Annotated in this window: 17 protein-coding genes; 13 read left to right on the top strand and 4 right to left on the bottom strand. The window is 70.1% G+C overall.

Annotation, left to right across the window (positions count from 1 at the left end; translation table 11 throughout):
- Positions 1-163: 163 nt before the first annotated feature.
- Positions 164-1,165, bottom strand: coding sequence for a 1,4-dihydroxy-2-naphthoyl-CoA synthase (locus tag VIR15_RS10700; protein ID WP_331927464.1), 1,002 nt, complete (start codon positions 1,163-1,165; stop codon positions 164-166).
- Between the two features lie 36 nt (positions 1,166-1,201).
- Between VIR15_RS10700 and VIR15_RS10695 the strand changes: the two genes are divergently transcribed.
- Positions 1,202-1,687 carry an NUDIX hydrolase gene (locus VIR15_RS10695; protein ID WP_331927463.1) on the top strand — a complete coding sequence of 162 codons (486 nt, stop codon included), beginning with the start codon at positions 1,202-1,204 and terminating at the stop codon, positions 1,685-1,687.
- A 36-nt stretch (positions 1,688-1,723) separates the two neighbouring features.
- Here the strand turns inward: VIR15_RS10695 and VIR15_RS10690 are convergent, their stop codons facing one another.
- The gene (locus VIR15_RS10690; RefSeq protein WP_331927462.1) at positions 1,724-2,542 is read right to left on the bottom strand and encodes a hypothetical protein; all 819 of its coding nucleotides are present in this window, start codon (positions 2,540-2,542) and stop codon (positions 1,724-1,726) included.
- A 226-nt stretch (positions 2,543-2,768) separates the two neighbouring features.
- On the opposite strand from VIR15_RS10690, the gene cobT reads away from it, so the two are divergent.
- Genes cobT through VIR15_RS10675 form a run of 3 tightly spaced genes read left to right on the top strand, consistent with a single transcriptional unit; the run spans position 2,769 to position 5,629 of the window.
- Positions 2,769-3,821, top strand: a complete 1,053-nt coding sequence (gene cobT, locus VIR15_RS10685; RefSeq protein ID WP_331927461.1) for a nicotinate-nucleotide--dimethylbenzimidazole phosphoribosyltransferase — start codon at positions 2,769-2,771, stop codon at positions 3,819-3,821.
- 42 nt (positions 3,822-3,863) lie between these two features.
- Positions 3,864-4,871 (top strand): o-succinylbenzoate synthase, encoded by a 1,008-nt coding sequence (locus tag VIR15_RS10680; RefSeq protein ID WP_331927460.1) that lies wholly within the window; start codon positions 3,864-3,866, stop codon positions 4,869-4,871.
- On the top strand, positions 4,868-5,629 hold the full coding sequence (locus VIR15_RS10675) for a 3-keto-5-aminohexanoate cleavage protein (RefSeq protein ID WP_331927459.1): 762 nt from the start codon (positions 4,868-4,870) through the stop codon (positions 5,627-5,629). Before VIR15_RS10680 ends, VIR15_RS10675 begins: the two co-directional genes overlap by 4 nt.
- Here the strand turns inward: VIR15_RS10675 and menD are convergent.
- Positions 5,577-7,325, bottom strand: a complete 1,749-nt coding sequence (menD, locus tag VIR15_RS10670) for a 2-succinyl-5-enolpyruvyl-6-hydroxy-3-cyclohexene-1-carboxylic-acid synthase (RefSeq protein WP_331927458.1) — start codon at positions 7,323-7,325, stop codon at positions 5,577-5,579. The two genes, VIR15_RS10675 and menD, sit on opposite strands and share 53 nt — an antisense overlap.
- A gap of 8 nt (positions 7,326-7,333) precedes the next feature.
- The gene (locus VIR15_RS10665) at positions 7,334-8,638 is read right to left on the bottom strand and encodes an isochorismate synthase (protein ID WP_331927457.1); all 1,305 of its coding nucleotides are present in this window, start codon (positions 8,636-8,638) and stop codon (positions 7,334-7,336) included.
- A 239-nt stretch (positions 8,639-8,877) separates the two neighbouring features.
- On the opposite strand from VIR15_RS10665, the gene VIR15_RS10660 reads away from it, so the two are divergent.
- From VIR15_RS10660 to VIR15_RS10620, 9 genes are all read left to right on the top strand, one after another.
- Positions 8,878-9,570, top strand: coding sequence for a demethylmenaquinone methyltransferase (locus VIR15_RS10660; RefSeq protein WP_331927456.1), 693 nt, complete (start codon positions 8,878-8,880; stop codon positions 9,568-9,570).
- A gap of 132 nt (positions 9,571-9,702) precedes the next feature.
- Positions 9,703-11,022 (top strand): geranylgeranyl reductase family protein, encoded by a 1,320-nt coding sequence (locus VIR15_RS10655; RefSeq protein ID WP_331927455.1) that lies wholly within the window; start codon positions 9,703-9,705, stop codon positions 11,020-11,022.
- A gap of 167 nt (positions 11,023-11,189) precedes the next feature.
- The gene (locus tag VIR15_RS10650) at positions 11,190-11,549 is read left to right on the top strand and encodes an NADH-quinone oxidoreductase subunit A (protein WP_324142442.1); all 360 of its coding nucleotides are present in this window, start codon (positions 11,190-11,192) and stop codon (positions 11,547-11,549) included.
- Between the two features lie 26 nt (positions 11,550-11,575).
- Entirely contained in the window at positions 11,576-12,130 is a 555-nt protein-coding gene (locus tag VIR15_RS10645; protein WP_331927454.1) for a NuoB/complex I 20 kDa subunit family protein, read from the top strand.
- Complete coding sequence (locus tag VIR15_RS10640) at positions 12,127-12,921, top strand: NADH-quinone oxidoreductase subunit C (RefSeq protein WP_331927453.1); 795 nt, start codon at positions 12,127-12,129, stop codon at positions 12,919-12,921. Before VIR15_RS10645 ends, VIR15_RS10640 begins: the two co-directional genes overlap by 4 nt.
- Entirely contained in the window at positions 12,921-14,357 is a 1,437-nt protein-coding gene (locus tag VIR15_RS10635; RefSeq protein WP_331927452.1) for an NADH-quinone oxidoreductase subunit D, read from the top strand. Before VIR15_RS10640 ends, VIR15_RS10635 begins: the two co-directional genes overlap by 1 nt.
- The gene (gene nuoE / locus VIR15_RS10630; RefSeq protein WP_331927451.1) at positions 14,357-15,163 is read left to right on the top strand and encodes an NADH-quinone oxidoreductase subunit NuoE; all 807 of its coding nucleotides are present in this window, start codon (positions 14,357-14,359) and stop codon (positions 15,161-15,163) included. Before VIR15_RS10635 ends, nuoE begins: the two co-directional genes overlap by 1 nt.
- Entirely contained in the window at positions 15,160-16,503 is a 1,344-nt protein-coding gene (gene nuoF, locus VIR15_RS10625; RefSeq protein ID WP_331927450.1) for an NADH-quinone oxidoreductase subunit NuoF, read from the top strand. The genes nuoE and nuoF overlap by 4 nt, the downstream gene beginning before the upstream one ends.
- Positions 16,500-18,073: NADH-quinone oxidoreductase subunit G (locus VIR15_RS10620; protein ID WP_331927449.1), on the top strand; the 1,574-nt coding region annotated here is incomplete at its 3' end. The genes nuoF and VIR15_RS10620, both read left to right, overlap by 4 nt.

The raw sequence follows: 18,073 nt of genomic DNA, 5'->3' as shown, positions 1-18,073 counted from the left end.
GGCGACGACAAACCTGAACACCTACGCGCACCTATGGCCAACCGCCGAGGACCAGACCCGCAATGCGGCGGCCGGCCTCATGCGGGCCGCACTGACGATTCCTGCGGACTCCCTGCGGACTGCGGAGCCGTAAACCGTGGCCGACCTGCGGCGATGACCCGGTCTAGAAGTACCAGGGGAAGGGTGACCAGTCGGGATCGCGCTTCTCGAGGAACTGGTCCCGCCCCTCGATGGCTTCGTCGGTCATGTAGGCCAGGCGCGTCGCCTCGCCCGCGAAGACCTGCTGGCCCATCAGCCCGTCGTCGGTGAGGTTGAAGGCGAACTTCAGCATTCGTTGCGCCTGCGGCGACTTGCCCATGATCTCCGTCGCCGCCTGCAGGGCCTCGCGCTCCAGGTCGGCGTGGTCGGCAACGATGTTCACCGCGCCCATCCGGTGCATGTCCTCGGCCGTGTACGTGCGGCCGAGGTGGAAGATCTCGCGAGCGAACTTCTGGCCGACCGACTTGGCGAGGTACGCCGAGCCGTAGCCGCCGTCGAAGGAGCCGACGTCGGCGTCGGTCTGCTTGAAGCGGGCGTGCTCCCGTGAGGCGATTGTCAGGTCGCAGACGACGTGGAGCGAGTGTCCGCCGCCCGCCGCCCAGCCGCCCACGACCGCGATGACGATCTTGGGCATGGTACGGATCAGGCGCTGGACCTCGAGGATGTGCAGGCGTCCGCCGTGGGCCTTCGCCCGGGCCTCGTCGACCGTGTCGGCCGTCTCGCCGGTGGCGTACTGGTAGCCGGAACGTCCACGGATCCGCTGGTCACCACCCGAGCAGAATGCCCACTTGCCGTCCTTGGGGGACGGACCGTTGCCGGTGATGAGGACGACGCCGACATCGGGTGTCATCCGCGCGTGGTCGAGGGCCCGGTAGAGCTCGTCCACCGTGTGCGGCCGGAAGGCGTTGAGCACCTCGGGCCGGTTGAACGCCACGCGGACCACCCCGGACTCGGCGTGCGGACGACCCTCCTGAGCCTTGCGGCGGTGGTAGGTCAGGTCGGTGAACTCAAAGCCCGGGACAACGTCCCACTCGCTCGGGTCGAAGACCTCCGAGACCTGCGAGGTGACCCCGCTGGTCTCGCCCGCTCCCTCGTCCGCTGTGCCGTCTGTCGTCTCATTGCTCACGGGACCCGACATTAGCGGCGGTCTAAGGTCGCTCCCATGCCCATCCCGCCCTACGTCGCACACCTTCGGACCATGGTGGGACGCGAGTTGCTGTGGATGCCGGGGGTCACCGCGGTCGTCCTGCGACCGGCTGTCGACGGCTCGGGCGAGGAGGTGTTGCTCATCCGACGTACTGACAACGGCGAGTGGACGCCGATCACTGGGATCATCGACCCCGGCGAGGACCCACACGTCACGGCCGAGCGGGAGGCCCTCGAGGAGGCGTCCGTCGTCATCGCGGTCGACCGCCTCGTCTGGGTGTCAGCGGAGCCTCCCGTCACCCACGCCAACGGCGACCTGGCCCAGTACCTCAACCACACCTTCCGCTGCCGCTGGGTCTCGGGCGACGCGGCCCCCGGAGACGACGAGGCGACCGCTGCGGCCTGGTTCCGCCTCGACGAGCTCCCGCCGATGCGAGGGCACTTCCTCGACCGGATCGCGTGCGCGGTCGAGAACCCGCGGGACGTGCGCCTTGGTCCCTGAGGAAGTCACAACACCTCGGTCTCGTCGATCAGCTGCTCAGGCATCCGAGCCCTGTCGCTGAGCGGCTGCTCGCGCCTCGGCCGCGACGGTCGCGTCACGGAGGGCGATGATCTCCCGGCGGGTCCGGGACGTGAGCAGGTCGGTGCGTGAGAGCGGCTCGATGTCAGGCAGCGTTCCGGGCCGGGACACCCAGGGCGGCTGCGGCGTGCCGAGGAGCCGCGCGACGGTCCGCCCCTTGGCGGCCGGAAACGACGCGAGCCCCAGCTGGGCACAGAGCACCTTCTGCGTCACGCGGCCCGCCGGAGCCAGTACCCCGTTGGCGCGGCCCACCGCCCAGCACACCCCGGCGGCCGCCTGGACCGGATCCTCCGGCACCCGGCCGCCGATAAGGTCCACGCCGACCGCCGCCAGGGCGCGCCGGAACGCGGTCCGGATCTCGCCATCGAAGTAGACGCCCGCCAAGCCGTCGAGCACCTCACCCGAGCGCCGGAACCGGGCCACCACATCCCCGTCCCCGACCGCCTCGGCAGGGAGTGTGAGCTCCTCGTCGGGCAGCGGATCGGACGTCAGCTGGTCGAGGGACTCAGGGCCGCCGACGACGTGCTCGAGCCAGTCCACCGTGGCCCGCCAAGGAGCGACCTCCTTCTTGGGCGGGGGCTCGTGGCGCCACAACCGCTCCACCTTCTCGACTCTCGGGTCGCCCAGCCACGGCGACTCTGTCAGCGGCTCGTACCACGTGTCGACGACCCGGCCGTCGACGAGGACGACGTAGGAGACGGTGCGCTCGCGAGGTGACCGGTAGCCGGTGGACCAGCGGTCCGGTTCCACCGCGTAATCCTCGTACCGCTCACCCACCCACGGATCCTCCGCCCAGCTCGAGCTGCCCATCGCAGTGCCTCCCGTCCTCGCAACCTGTCAGTGCCACGACTGTCCGCCGGAGCCAGGCTCCGGCGCCAACGGATCCGGCACGGCTGTGGAGGACCGGACCGCGCCGGAGGGGATGTGGACAACCGGTTCCCGAGCCAAGGCGTCCGTGAGCGAAGATGAGAAGCGACGCACCGACCGTGAGCCCGGAGGCCCGATGAGCACCCAGACGTCCACCATCACGCCGCCAGATGCGGACGTCCACGCCGCCGCCCTCGAGCGACTCGACGGCCTCGCCAAGCCGCTCGGGGCGCTCGGCCGGCTGGAAGAGGTCGGCGCCTGGCTCGCGGCGTGCCAGGGTGTCTGCCCTCCGGTGCCAATCGAGCGCGTCCGCGCTGTGGTGCTCGCAGGCGACCACGGGGTCACGGCCTCCGGTGTCTCCGCCTACCCGAGCGACGTCACCGCCGCGATGGTGCACGCCTTCGTCGCGGGCGTGGCCGGAGTGAGCGTCCTTGCCCGTCAGCACGGCGCGACGGTGCGGGTCCTCGACATCGCGGTCGATGCCGACCTCACCAGTGCACCGGCCGACGTCACCGCGCACAAGCTGACCCGCTCGTCCCGCCCGATCGATGTCGCCGATGCGATCAGCCGCGACCTGGCGGAGCGGGCCATCGCCGTCGGCGCCGAGATCGCTGACACCGAGGTGGATGCGGGCGCGCAGCTGCTCGTCATCGGGGACATGGGCATCGGCAACACGACGCCGTCGTCGGCCCTCATCGCCGCAACGCTGGGCCTGGGCGCCGGCGCAGTCATCGGCCGGGGCACCGGCATCGACGATCCGACCCATGCCCGGAAGCTGGACGTGCTGGCCCGCGCTCTGGCCAGGGCCTGCGACGAACACGGCCGCATCGAGGACCCCGTGCAGCGGCTCGCCGCCCTCGGCTCCGCGGACCTCGCCGTCGGGGCGGGGTTCCTCGCCCAAGCGGCCCGACGTGGAGTGCCCGTGCTCCTCGACGGTGTCATCGCCTGCGCCGAAGCCCTTGTGGCCGCCGAGCTCGCCCCGGGAGCCCAAGCCTGGTTCCTGGCCGGGCACCGCTCCACCGAGCCCGCCCAGTCGGACGCGCTCGACGCGCTCGGTCTGGAGCCACTCCTCGACCTCGGCATGCGGCTGGGGGAGGGGTCCGGTGCCATGGCGGCCGTACCGCTCGTGCGCTCGGCTGCCCTGCTCGTCCGGGAGATGGCCCTCCTCACCGATCTCGTCCGTCAATGACTCGGCGCCTCAGCAGAACCTCGCCTCGGTCATGATGTTGCCGTGACCGACCTGCCGCCCCTCTCCGCGCTGCTCGAGCGGGCCCATGTCGTCGCGATCCCGATGCGAGTGCGCTTCCGCGGGGTCGACGTCCGTGAGGCGGTCGTCTTCGAGGGGCCCGCGGGCTGGGGCGAGTTCGCTCCCTTCCCCGAGTACGGCGACGAGGAGTCCGCCCGCTGGCTGGCGGCCGGGATCGAGGAGGCGTATGCCGCTCGGCCGGCTCCCGTGCGCGACGCGGTGCCGGTCAACGCCACGGTCCCGGCGGTGCCACCGGAGCGGGTGCCCGAGGTGCTCGCCCGCTTCGAGGGCTGCACGACGGCCAAGGTCAAGGTGGCCGAGCGGGGGCAGACGCTCCGCGATGACCTGAACCGCCTGGCCGCGGTGCGCGACGCGATGGGTCCGCACGCCCGGATCCGCATCGATGCCAACGGAGCCTGGGACGTCGAGACGGCCACGGAGGCACTCAGGAGGTCAGCGGCATACGACATCGAATACGCGGAGCAACCCTGCGCCACTGTCGATGAGCTCGCCGAACTGCGAGCCGCCTTGGCCCGCAACGCGATCGACGTCCTCATTGCAGCGGATGAGTCGATCCGCAAGGCCGAGGACCCGCTCCTCGTCGCCCGCAAGGGCGCCGCCGACCTCGTCGTCGTCAAGGTGGCGCCGCTCGGCGGTATCGCCCGGGCGTTGGAGATCGTGGACGCGTGCGGGCTGCCCGCGGTCGTGTCCTCGGCGCTCGACACGAGCATCGGGATCTCCGCCGGCGTCGCGCTCGCGGCTGCCCTTCCCGCGCTCGAGCACGCCTGTGGGCTGGGCACCGTGGGACTGTTCGTGCGCGACGTCGCCGTCGAGCCGATGCGTCCAGGGGCCGGCGTGCTCCGACCGAGACGGGTCACGGTCGACCCCGGGGCCCTCACCGCCCTCGCCGCACCACCCGAGCGCCGGCAATGGTGGCGCGAGCGGATGGCCCGCTGCCATGCGCTGCTCGATCGCGCTGGAGTGCAGCGATGATTCAGGCCTGCCTCAACGGCGACCGCCATCCGCGTGCCCATCCGCGCTTGCCGGTCTCCCCGGACGCCGTGGCGCGGGCGACCCGGGCCGTCGTCGAGACCGGCGCGTTCATGGTGCACGTCCATCCCCGTGACGAGCACGGGCAGGAGTCGCTCGCCGTCGAGCACGTGGTCGGCACCGTGCGCGCGATCCGCTCCCTCGTCCCCGATGTCGGGATCAGCGTCTCGACCCGGGACGGCATTGCGACGGACGAGCGGGCGAAGCTCTCCCAGGTGTCGGCGTGGCCCGCACCCGAGCAGGGCGGCCCGGACTGTGCGAATGTCAACTGGCATGAGCCCGGCGCAGTTCGTTTGGCGGGGATCTTGCGGGCCAGGGGAATTGGCGTCGAAGCCGGCATCTGGACACCGCACTCCGCGACTGCCTTCGTCTCGACGAACTGGCCCTGGCAGGTTGAGCGCGTCCTCGTCGAGGTCATACCTGGGCACACCCGTGGCAGCGACGGAGCGTGGGCCGCGGAGCGCATCCTCGCCGCGTTGGGGATGTCTCCGGCGCCGGTCCTCGTGCACGGCGAGCAGGCGTGGGCGTGGCCGGTGCTGCGGTGGGCGCAACGGTCCGGCTACGACGTGCGGATCGGCCTGGAGGACACGCTGGTCCTGCCGACCGGGCGCGAGGCCCACGACAACACCGAGCTCGTCGCGGAAGCGCTCAAGACCGGGGGCGGTGCTCCAACGCAGTGGCCGGTCCCGGATCCCCTCTGAGCCAGAGGGATTGGGCGAGGTCGCGCAGGTGGTCGGCTTCCGCGCGCCGCTCGGCTCGCGACACGAGGACCTCGATCAGCCGTATGCCGCTGGGCTGGGTCTCGAGGGCCGCCGCCAGCCGCTCGGGCTGGGTGACGCGCTCGTGGGCGATGCCATGGGCCAGGCAGAGGGCAGCGAGGTCGGTGTGGTGGGGCGTGCCGAAGACCCGCTCGAAGGCCGGTGCGTAGGCGGGTGCGCCCTGCTCGAGCCCGGCGAAGATCGCACCCCCGTCGTCGTTGAGCACGACGAAGGTCACGTCGGGGCGGGGCTCGTCCGGCCCGATGAGCAGGCCGTTGGTGTCGTGGAGGAAGGTGAGGTCCCCGAGGTAGGCGATGGTGCGTGACGCGCCACCTCGGCCGAGAGCGATGCCGACGGCAGTCGAGACCGTGCCGTCAATGCCGGCGAGACCACGGTTGCCGACGACGAACCGGTGCTCGTGCGGTGGCCACGGAGTCGCCATGAGGTCGAGGTCCCGGACGACGTTGGACGAGCCGACGACGAGGGTGGTGTGCGCGGTCACTGCCTCAGCAACCACCGAGGCGATGGTCAACGGGGACTCGGGTCGGCGAGCCAGGTACTCGTCGATCTGCCCTGAGAGGGCGTCATCGGCGGCACGCCAGCGGTCGAACCAGCCCGGGGTCTTGTGCACACTCGATTGGGTGGCGGGCGGCGCGTCGACGGTTGGCACGTCGTCGACGATCGTCGCGATGCGACCGGGATCGGTTGCCGTGCCCGTGCGGTCGCGCACCGAAATGACGTCCGGGGCCGGATCGGTGATGAGGCCCATGACCGGACGCGAGAGCGTGGGATGGCCGATGACGATGACGCGCTCGATCTCCTCCCGCAACGCGGTGCCCAGCAGCAGGCGGTAGGTGCGGATGGCCTGCTTGCCGATGCGGGCCCCGGACGTGGGCTCCGCGAGGAGGGGCCAGTTCGCGGCTTCGGCCAGGATTCGGGCGGCCGGTCCCGCGTCGTCTCCGGCGACGATGACCGTCCGCGGCCCGGGATCAAGCCGCAACAACTCCGCCGGGGCGATGTTGGTGCGGGAGGTGGCGCGTTCGGGCCGCGACAACTCCGCCGGGGCGACATTGGTGCGGGTCCACCAGGTGGTGGGATCGGGGTCGGGGGGCATGAGGTCGGCGTCGAGCTGGACGTTGATCTGGCTCGGACCCACCCGGCAGCACGCCTCGTCCGCAGCCGCCGCGACCGACCCGAGCGGCGCATCGGGAGCCAGGTCCACGACCGGAGCGAACCGGCCGAAGATGCCCGTCTGGAAAGTCGTCTGGTTCGCCCCGGTACCGCGGAGCCGCTCCGGGCGGTCGGCGGAGATGACGACGACCTGACGTCCGGTGTGGTGCGCCTCCATGACGGCCGGTAGCAGGTTGCCCACGGCCGTTCCGGAGGTCGTCACGACCGCAACCGGGCGGCGCGACCCGGTCGCCAGTCCCAGCGCGAGGAAGCCGGCCGACCGCTCGTCGACCCGGACGTGCAGCCGCAGGTCCCCGGCGGCGTCAGCCTGGTACAGCACCAAGGCCAGGGGAGCGGAGCGCGATCCGGGCGCGAGGACGACGTCGCGGACCCCCCGGGCCCACAGGGCCTGCACGAGAGCCAGCGACACCGCGAAGGCGCCGTGCGCTGGGAGCGAGCTCAGCGGCATACGGCCACTCAATCGCTCGCGAGGGCGTCACGCATGGGGACAAGCTTGGCGTTCGACTCCGCAACCTCCGACTCCGGGTCGGAGCCGGCCACGATGCCGCACCCGGCGTACAGCCGGATCGTCGTCGGGTCGTCCGGGAGGATCGCGCCGCTGCGCAGGGCGATGCCCCACGCGCCGTCACCCTTGGTGTCCATCCAACCGACCGGCCCGGCATAACGGCCCCGGTCCATCTGCTCGAGCTCCGCGATGAGCGCGACAGCCTTGGTGGTGGGGGTCCCACCGACCGCGGCCGACGGATGGAGCGATGCGGCCAGGGTGAGGGAGGACGCGTCGTCCGCGCTGACGGCGGCCACGTCGGTCGCGAGGTGCATGACGTTGGGCAGGTGGAGGACGAAGGGCGACTCCGGGACGTTCATCGATGAACAGTGCGGAGCGAGGGCCTCGGCGACGGAGCGAACCGCGTACTCGTGCTCCTCGAGGTCCTTCGACGAGCGGGCCAGCGACGCGGCGAGTGCGAGGTCGGCCTCGTCGTCGCCGGTCCGGCGGATCGTGCCCGCCAGGACCCGCGAGGTGATCAGGCCCTGGTCACGGCGGACGAGCAGCTCCGGTGTCGCGCCGAGCAGACCCGCGACGGCGAAGACCCACGTGTTCTCGTAGCGCTCCGCGAGCCGCCGCAGCACCCACCGAGGGTCGATCGGATCGCTCGCCGTGGCGATGAGGTCCCGCGCCAGGACCACCTTGTCGAGCGCGCCGGAGCTGATCCGCTTGACAGCCTCGGCGACCGCGTGCGCGTACGCGCTCGGCGAGACCGCACCGTCGGCGAACGTCACGCCAGATGGGGGCGACGGGTCCTGCGCGACCGGGGGAGCCCCGAGCCGGGCCAGCTGCGGCTCGAGCGTCACCGACGTCACCCAGGTCCTACCGTCCCGGCGCCCGACGATGGTCGACGGCACCACGAGCCGGGCGGCCTCCTCGGAGTCGTCGGCAAAGGGGAAGGACCCGAAGCAGACGAGCCCCGTGCCCGGGACGCCGACCTCGTCGCGCACCACCGCGCGGGCCGTCACCGAACGCCACCAGGCCTCTGCGTCGTGGAAGCGGGCGGCGCCGGTCGCCGAGAAGTGGAGCGCACGGCCCCAGCCGACGAGTCCCTCGCCGCGGCGGACCCACGAGACGACGTCGTCCTGTGTGGCCTCGGTGGGCAGGTACGCGAGCAGTGGCTCCTCGGAGTCGATCAGCGTGGTGCGCACGATGAGCGCCGGCGCGGCCGACGAGGGGGAGTCCCCGAGGCTCTCGGAGGCAGGAAGCGAAGACATCGCCGGTAACTCTACGACCGCCGGCACGGGTCCGGCGCCACACCGACCCCCGCTGCGATCGGCAACACACCCGGCTATCGAGTGCCGACCCCACCTGCAGCAGGGGCACGCAGTCGATAGCCGGGTGTGTTGCCGGAGAGGGGCGGGAGGGCTGGGAGGTCACGGGCGTCGGAGAGGAGCTCAGCGGCATACGGGAAAGTCGGGGCTGAGAAAGCCACGCTGGGTGGAAGGATGGGCGCATGACTCGTGCCCAGCTCGACAAGCAGCCGGTCGACGTCGCGTCGATGTTCGACACCGTCGCCGACAAGTACGACGTCACCAACGACGTCATGACGGCGGGGATCGACCGGCTCTGGCGGCGCGCCGTCGTCAAGGCCGTCGACGCCAAGCGCGGTGAGCGCATCCTCGACATCGCCGCGGGGACCGGCACCTCGAGCGAGCCGTGGGCCGATCGTGAGATCGAGGTCGTGCCGGCGGACTTCAGCCTGGGGATGCTGCGGGTAGGACGCCGGAGGCGCCCCGACATGGCCTTCACGGCGGCCGACGCGATGCGCCTGCCCTTCGCCGACGAGAGCTTCGATGTCGTGACGATCAGCTACGGCCTGCGCAACGTGGCCGACACCGAGGCGGCCCTGCGCGAGTTCCTCCGCGTCACCAAGCCGGGTGGCCGGCTCGTCGTCTCCGAGTTCAGCCAGCCCGTCAACCGCGTCGTGCGAACGGTCTACGGCAACGTCGTGCTTCGCGTGCTGCCGAGCATCGCCCGGCGCACGGCGAGCAACCCGGAGTCCTACGTCTACCTCGCCGAGTCGATCCAGGACTGGCCGCCGCAGGGCGAACTGGCGCGTCGGATCGAGCAGGCGGGCTGGTCGAGCGTCGGGTGGAAGAACCTCACGGGCGGGATCGTCGCCCTCCACACAGCGGTGAAGAGATGAGCCGTCCGAACCGGAGGGCGGGGTAAAGGGAGCCCCAACTGACAACCTGGAGCGGCCGGGAGTAGGGTGCTCTGGAGTTCGTGAACTGATTCACAAGCAGCGCGCGCAAGCATTCGGAACCTGCAGGGAGCCATGAGTACTACGAATGTCGACAGTCGGGTCGACAGCCCAGTCGATACGGCAGACGTCATCGTCGTCGGAGCCGGTCCGGGTGGATCCGCCACCGCCGCGTACCTCGCGATGGCCGGCCTCGACGTGCTCCTGCTCGAGAAGACGCACTTCCCACGGGAGAAGGTCTGCGGCGACGGCCTGACGCCGCGCGCCGTCCGCGAGCTGGTCAACCTCGGCATCCCGACGCCCGAGGAGGACGGCTGGATCCGCAACAAGGGCCTGCGGATCATCGGTGCCGGCATGCGCCTCCAGCTCGACTGGCCGGAGAACTCCGCGTTCCCGCCGTACGGCCTGGTGCGCACGCGGATGGACTTCGACGAGATCCTTGCTCAGCACGCGGCGAAGAACGGAGCCCGCCTCGTCCAGGGCGCCAACGTCACCGGTCCCATCACCGACGCGCGTGGCTCCATCGTCGGAGTGACGGCCAAGTCGGTCGACGAGAAGGGCCGGGCCACGGGGGAGACCCACGAGTACCGGGCACGCCTCGTCGTGGCGGCCGACGGCAACTCCTCCCGGCTCTCGCTGTCGATGGGTCGGGAGAAGCGCGACGACCGGCCGATGGGCGTCGCCGTCCGGACGTACTACACGAGCCCGCGCACCGACGACGACTACCTCGAGTCCTGGCTCGAGCTGTGGGCCAAGGACCCGTCCGGCAAGGACGTCCTCCTGCCCGGCTATGGCTGGATCTTCGGCGTCGGCGACGGCACGAGCAACGTCGGCCTCGGCATCCTCAACACCTCCAAGGCTTTCGGCAACGTCGACTACAAGGACGTCATGCGTCGCTGGGTCGCGACGATGCCCGAGGAGTGGACGTACAACGACGAGACGATGACGCAGCCGATCCGCGGGGCCGCGCTGCCGATGGGTTTCAACCGGCAGCCGCACTACGCCGACGGGCTGCTGCTCGTCGGCGACTCCGGCGGCATGGTCAACCCGTTCAACGGCGAGGGCATCGCCTATGCGATGGAGTCGGGCCGGACGGCGGCCGAGGTCATCGCGCACGCGTTCGCGCGGGCCGATGCCGCGGGTCGGGAGCGCGTCCTCCAGTCGTACAACACGCGGATGAAGCAGGACCTCGGCGGCTACTACACGCTGGGCCGGCACTTCGCGACGATCATCGGCCAGCCAGACGTCATGCGGGTCATCACGAGGTACGGGTTGCCGCGCACGACGCTGATGAAGTTCATGCTCAAGACCATGGCCAACCTGGCCGAGCCCGGCGGCCGGGGTGCGAGCGACCGCCTCATCAATGCCCTGTCGAAGATCACCCCGCACGCATGAACACCACTGTGCCGTATGCCGCTGGGCTCGCTTCCCGAGAGCCCGTCCCGTCGCGTCGGAGGTCGGCCTTGTGACCCCGAGCACAATCGACGGAGACGCCCATAGGATGGGTGCGCCGTGAGCCAGTTTGCGTGTTGTTGGCACGACCGAAAGGCAAGTGACCGAGGATGAACCCGTACGTCCCGATCCTGTTCATGCTGGGGCTCGGCTTCGCATTCGCAGCGCTGTCCGTCGGAACCTCGCTCGTCGTCGGGCCGAAGCGCTACAACCGCGCCAAGCTCGAGGCCTACGAGTGCGGCATCCAGCCGTCGCCGCACCCGGCCGGTGGCGGGCGCGTGCCGATCAAGTACTACCTGACGGCAATGCTCTTCATCATCTTCGACATCGAGGCGGTGTTCCTCTATCCGTTCGCCGTCGCCTTCAACCAGCTCGGCCTCTTCGCGCTCGTCGAGATGGTCCTGTTCATCCTCGCCGTCTTCGTCGCCTACGCCTACGTGTGGCGGCGCGGTGGCCTGGAATGGGACTGAGAGCACACAGGAACTAGGAGAAACCATTGGGCATCGAAGAGAAGCTCCCGGCCGGATTCGCGCTCTCCACCCTCGAGGGCCTCGCCGGTTACATGCGCAAGGCGTCGATGTGGCCGGTGACGTTCGGACTCGCGTGCTGCGCGATCGAGATGATGGCCGTCGGCACGCCGGACTACGACATCGCCCGCTTCGGCATGGAGCGGTTCTCGGCGACGCCGCGTCAGGCTGACCTCATGTTCGTCGCCGGCCGGGTGAGCCAGAAGATGGCCCCGGTCGTCCGCCAGATCTACGACCAGATGGCCAACCCGAAGTGGGTCATCTCCATGGGCGTCTGCGCGAGCTCCGGCGGCATGTTCAACAACTACGCCATCGTCCAGGGCGTCGACCACATCATCCCGGTCGACATCTACCTGCCCGGCTGTCCGCCCCGGCCGCAGATGCTCCTCAACGCGATCATCGAACTGCACAAGCAGGTCGAGAGCATGCCCCTCGGAGTCAACCGGGAGAAGGCCGCCCGGGCTGCCGAGGAGGCGGCGCTGCAGGCGACGCCGACGCACCAGATGAAGGGGCTGTTGGCATGACGAATGACGACACGACCAAGAGCGACGTCGTCACGAATCCGGAGAAGACGCAGGAGAGCGGCCTGACGCCCGGCGAGCTCGAGCTCTCGCGGGTCGACTCCGCCGACGCGGAGCCCGGTGAGACCACGCCCAAGGTGGTCGGCTACCGCCAGGGCATGTTCGGTCCGACGCAGGGCGGCGACACCTCCGGCTACGGCCTGCTCCGTCGACCGATCCTCGTCGCCGGCGAGACGGCCCGTCCCTACGGCGGCTACTTCGACGAGATCGCCGACTCCCTCGAGAGGGGACTCGTGGGAGGGCCCGCGTCCTTCGGGGAAGCGGTCGCCGCAGTCGTCGTCGACCGCGGCGAGATGACCCTCAACGTCAAGCGCGAGCACCTGCCCGCTGTCGCTCGCGTCCTGCGCGACGACCCCGCGCTGCGCTTCGAGATCTGCACCGGCGTGTCCGGGGTTCACTATCCCGACCGCGCGGGCGAGGAGCTGCACGCGCTGTACCACTTCCTGTCGATCACCAACGGCAGCAGGCGGGTTCGCGTCGAGGTGTCGTGCCCGGACGATGACCCGCACATCCCGTCCATCGTCGAGATCTACCCGGCCAATGACTGGCACGAGCGCGAGACGTGGGACATGTTCGGGATCGTCTTCGACGGCCACCCGGCACTGACCCGGATCCTCATGCCCGACGACTGGCCGGGCCACCCCCAGCGCAAGGACTACCCCCTCGGCGGCATCCCGGTCGAGTACAAGGGCGCGACCGTCCCGCCGCCGGACCAGCGGAGGTCGTACACCTGATGAGCACCAACACCGAGAGCGCCAACACAGAGAGCACCACCACCGAGAGCACCACCACCGGGACTCGCGAGAGCTTCGCGACCCAGGGTGGCGACCCCTACGCGACGACGGCTGCCGACGAGGCCGCCGCGGGAGACGCGCCGGTCTTCAACGTGTCCGGCGGCGACTGGTACGGCCTCGTCGACGAGGCCACAGCCCTGCACGAGGAGCGGATCGTCGTCAACATGGGTCCGCAGCACCCGTCGACCCACGGCGTCCTCCGGCTCATTCTCGAGCTCGATGGCGAGACGGTCACCGAGGCCCGCGCGGGCATCGGCTACCTCCACACCGGGATCGAGAAGAACATGGAGTTCCGCACCTGGGTGCAGGGCGTCACGTTCTGCACCCGGATGGACTACCTGACGCCGATGTTCCAGGAGACGGCGTACTGCCTCGCCATCGAGAAGCTGCTCGGGATCACCGACGAGATCCCCGAGCGCGCCAGTGTGCTCCGGGTCCTCATGATGGAGCTCACGCGGATCAGCTCACACCTGGTCGCCATCGGCACCGGCGGCATGGAGATGGGCGCGACGACGGTCATGACCGTCGGGTTCCGCGAGCGCGAGCGCATCCTCAGCATCTTCGAGATGGTCACCGGCCTGCGGATGAACAACGCCTACATCCGCCCGGGCGGCGTCGCCCAGGACCTGCCGCCCGGAGCCATCGACGCCCTGCGCGAGATGATCCCCAAGGTGCGCAAGGGAATCGGCGAGCTCGAGGCCCTGCTCAACGAGAACCCGATCGTCAAGGGCCGCATGGTCGATGTCGGCATCCTGAGCCTCACCGGCTGCATGGCCCTCGGCGTCACCGGGCCGATGCTCCGGTCGACCGGGCTGCCGCACGACCTGCGCAAGAGCGCCCCGTACTGCGGCTACGAGACCTACGACTTCGACGTCATCACGCGCACCAGCTCGGATTCCTACGGTCGCCTCAGGGTGCGCATCGACGAGATGTACGAGTCGCTCAAGATCGTCGAGCAGTGCGCCGACCGGCTGCAGGCGTCCGAGGGCAGCCAGGGCTCCGTCATGGTCGCGGACAAGAAGATCGCCTGGCCGGCCCAGCTGGCCCTGGGCGGCGACGGGCTCGGCAACAGCCTCGACCACATCCGCGAGATCATGGGCTCCTCGATGGAGTCGCTCATCCACCACTTCAAGCTGGTCACCGAGGGCTTCCGGGTCCCGCCCGGCCAGGTGTACGTGGCCGTCGAGTCGGCCAAGGGCGAGCTGGGCTGCCACCTCGTCTCGGACGGTGGCACGCGTCCTTACCGCGCGCACTTCCGCGACCCGAGCTTCAACAACCTCCAGGCCGTCGCCGCGATGTGTGAGGGCGGCCAGATGGCCGATGTCATCGTCGCCGTTGCCTCGATCGACCCCGTGATGGGAGGAGTGGACCGCTGATGTCCGCCAACGACACGTCCCACGTCTCCGGGTTCCTGCACGTCAGCCCGGAGTCCAAGGAGCCCTACGCGCCCGAGGTCCTCGAGCGACTTCGCGCTGACGCTGCCGAGGTCATCGCGCGTTATCCCCAGGAGCGCTCGGCCCTGATCCCGCTGCTCCACCTGGTCCAGTCGGTCGACGGCTACGTCACCGGCAGGGGAGTGTCGCTCTGTGCGGAGCTGCTCGACCTCACCGAGGCCGAGGTCAGCGGCGTCGCGACCTTCTACACCCAGTTCAAGCGCCACCCGAATGGCGAATACACGGTCGGGGTCTGCACCAACACGCTCTGCGCGATCATGGGCGGCGACCACATCTTCGACACCGTCTCCGAGCACCTCGGTATCGGGCACGACGAGACCACCGAGGACGGCAAGGTCACGCTCGAGCGCATCGAGTGCAACGCGGCGTGTGACTTCGCCCCGGTCGTCATGACGAACTGGGAGTTCTTCGACAACCAGACGCCGGAGAGCACCGTGCAGCTCGTCGACGACCTCCGGGCAGGCAAGGACGTCAAGCCGACCCGCGGTCCCGACCGGGTCTGCACCTTCAAGCAGGTCTCCCGGGTCCTCGCCGGTTTCCCGGACGGCCTCGCCGACCAGGGCCCGGGTGCCGGTCCGGCATCACTGCTCGGCCTTCGCATCGCCAAGGAGCACGGCTGGGTGGCCCCGCAGGGCAAGAGCGGCTCGAACTCCTCGGAGTCCTCAATGTCCTCGGAGTCCTCAACGTCCTCACCATCCGCCACTGACGGGAAGGACGGCTCGAAGTGACCGACACACTGACCCCGATCCTCACCAAGCTCTGGGACGAGCCCCAGTCCTGGACCCTCGCGACCTATGAGCGGCACGACGGCTACAAGGGGCTGCGCAAGGCGCTCGGCATGAAGCCCGAGGAGGTCCTCAACGCGGTCAAGGACTCGAGCATCCGCGGCCGTGGTGGTGCCGGCTTCCCGACGGGCCTCAAGTGGTCGTTCATGAGCCCCCCCGACGGTGGTCCGCGCTACCTCGTCGTCAACGCCGACGAGTCCGAGCCCGGCACGTGCAAGGACGTCCCGCTCATGATGGCGAACCCCCATGCGCTCATCGAGGGCGTCATCATCAGCTCCTACGCCATCGACTGCGAACACGCCTTCATCTACCTTCGCGGTGAGGTCGTCCACGTCTACCGCCGCCTCCTGCGCGCCGTGGAGGAGGCCCGAGCGGCCGGCTACCTCGGCGACGACGTCGGCGGCAAGGGCATCAAGGTCAACATCACCGTCCATGCGGGCGCCGGCGCCTACATCTGTGGTGAGGAGACCGCGCTGCTCGACTCGCTCGAGGGCCGCCGCGGCCAGCCGCGCCTCAAGCCCCCGTTCCCCGGTGCGGCGGGCCTCTATGCCCGGCCGACCTCGGTCAACAACGTCGAGTCGATCGCCTCGGTGCCCGGGATCATCCTCGAGGGCTCCGACTGGTTCAAGGGGATGGGCACGGAGAAGTCCACCGGCTTCGGCATCTTCAGCCTCTCCGGCCACGTCGCGAACCAGGGGCAGTTCGAGGCCCCGCTCGGCATCACGATGCGCGAGCTCATCGACCTCGCGGGCGGGATGCGGCAGGGCCACCAGCTCAAGTTCTGGACTCCCGGAGGCTCGTCGACCCCGATCTTCACGGACGAGCACCTCGACGTGCCGCTCGACTTCGACTCTGTCGCGGCGGCCGGCTCGATGCTCGGCACCCGCGCGCTCCAGGTCTTCGACGAGACCGTCTCGGTCGTCCGCGCCGTCTCTCGCTGGACGGACTTCTACGCGCACGAGTCGTGCGGCAAGTGCACGCCGTGCCGCGAGGGCACCTGGTGGCTGCGCCAGATCATGACGCGCATCGAGAACGGCCAGGGCACCCAGGACGACATCGACAAGCTCGTCGACATCTGCGACAACATCCTCGGGCGCAGCTTCTGCGCCCTCGGTGACGCGGCCACGAGCCCGATCACCTCGGCCATCAAGTACTTCCGGGAGGAGTTCGAGGCCGGCATGCACACCCCGGCGCACGTCCTCTTCCCGCCGGAGAAGTCGGTGCTCTTCCCCATTCCGACAGACGTCAAGACCAAGGAATCCAGCGGGATGGTGACCGCATGACTGCCACCTCGACCAACGCCGCCGCAGGGGCGCCCCCGGCCAACCCGGACCTCGTCGACCTGACGATCGACGGCATCGATGTCAGCGTCCCCAAGGGCACGCTCGTCATCCGTGCCGCCGAGACGGTGGGCATCGAGATCCCGCGGTTCTGCGACCACCCGCTCCTCGAGCCGGTCGGTGCATGCCGTCAGTGCCTCGTCGACATCGCCCTCCCCGACAAGGAGGGCGTCGCGCGGCCGATGCCGAAGCCCCAGGCGTCGTGCACCATCACGGTGTCGCCCGGCATGGTCGTCAACACGCAGCACACCTCGGCCGTGGCCGACAAGGCGCAGCACGGCCAGATGGAGTTCCTCCTCATCAACCACCCGCTCGACTGCCCGGTCTGTGACAAGGGCGGCGAGTGCCCGTTGCAGAACCAGGCCATGAGCAACGGGCGGGCCGTGTCCCGCTTCGAGGACGTCAAGCGCACCTACCCCAAGCCGATCAACATCAGCTCGCAGGTCCTGCTCGACCGGGAGCGGTGCATCCTGTGCGCACGCTGCACCCGATTCTCCGACCAGATCGCGGGTGACCCGTTCATCGCCCTGGTGGAGCGGGGCGCCCTGCAGCAGGTGGGTATCTACGAGGAGAAGCCGTTCGAGAGCTACTTCTCCGGCAACACGGTCCAGATCTGCCCGGTGGGCGCGCTCACCGGTGCGGCGTACCGCTTCCGCAGCCGCCCGTTCGACCTCGTCTCGACGCCGTCGGCCTGCGAGCACTGCGCGAGCGGCTGCGCCCTCCGCACGGACCACCGCCGCGGCGTCGTGCTGCGGCGCATGGCACTGCGCGACCCGGAGGTCAACGAGGAGTGGAACTGCGACAAGGGTCGCTGGGCGTTCACCTACGCCACGCAGCCTGACCGCCTCCAGTTCCCGATGGTCCGTCAGGCGGACGGTGAGCTCAAGGTCGTCGGTTGGCCCGAGGCCCTGGCTGCTGCCGCGGCTGGCCTGTCGAGGTCGAGGGCCGCCGGCGTACTCGTCGGCGGGCGCGTGTCCACCGAGGACGCCTACGCCTACGGCAAGTTCGCCCGCGTGGTGCTCGGCACGAACGACGTCGACTTCCGCGCCCGGCCGCACTCCGCCGAGGAGGTCGCGTTCCTCGCCCAGCACGTCGCGGCGACGGGCCCCGACGGCGGGTCGGTGACCTACGCCGACCTCGAGAGGGCGGGGACGGTGCTCCTCGTGGGCCTGGAGCCCGAGGATGAGAGCCCGATCGTCTTCCTGCGCCTGCGGAAGGCGTTCCGCCACAACAAGACCAAGGTGTATGCCGCTGGGCCCGCTCCCACGCCTGGGCTCGCCAAGATGGGTGGCACGCTCATCCCGACCGCGCCCGGCAGGGAGGCTGCCGTGCTACGTGACCTCCGCTCGAGCGAGGTCGGCATGGCCGCACGTGACGGTCTGGCGGAGGCCGGCATCATTCTCGTCGGTGAACGGGCGGCCATGTCGCCCGGTGCACTCTCCGCCGCCGCCCTGCTGGCCGCCGAGACCGGTGCCCGGCTGGCGTGGGTGCCCCGTCGAGCCGGCGAGCGCGG

This window comes from Intrasporangium sp., from assembly GCF_036566125.1.
Taxonomy (GTDB): Bacteria; Actinomycetota; Actinomycetes; order Actinomycetales; family Dermatophilaceae; genus Intrasporangium.
The sequence above is the reverse complement of the archived record's forward strand: the minus strand, read 5'-3'. Positions and strand labels throughout refer to the sequence as shown.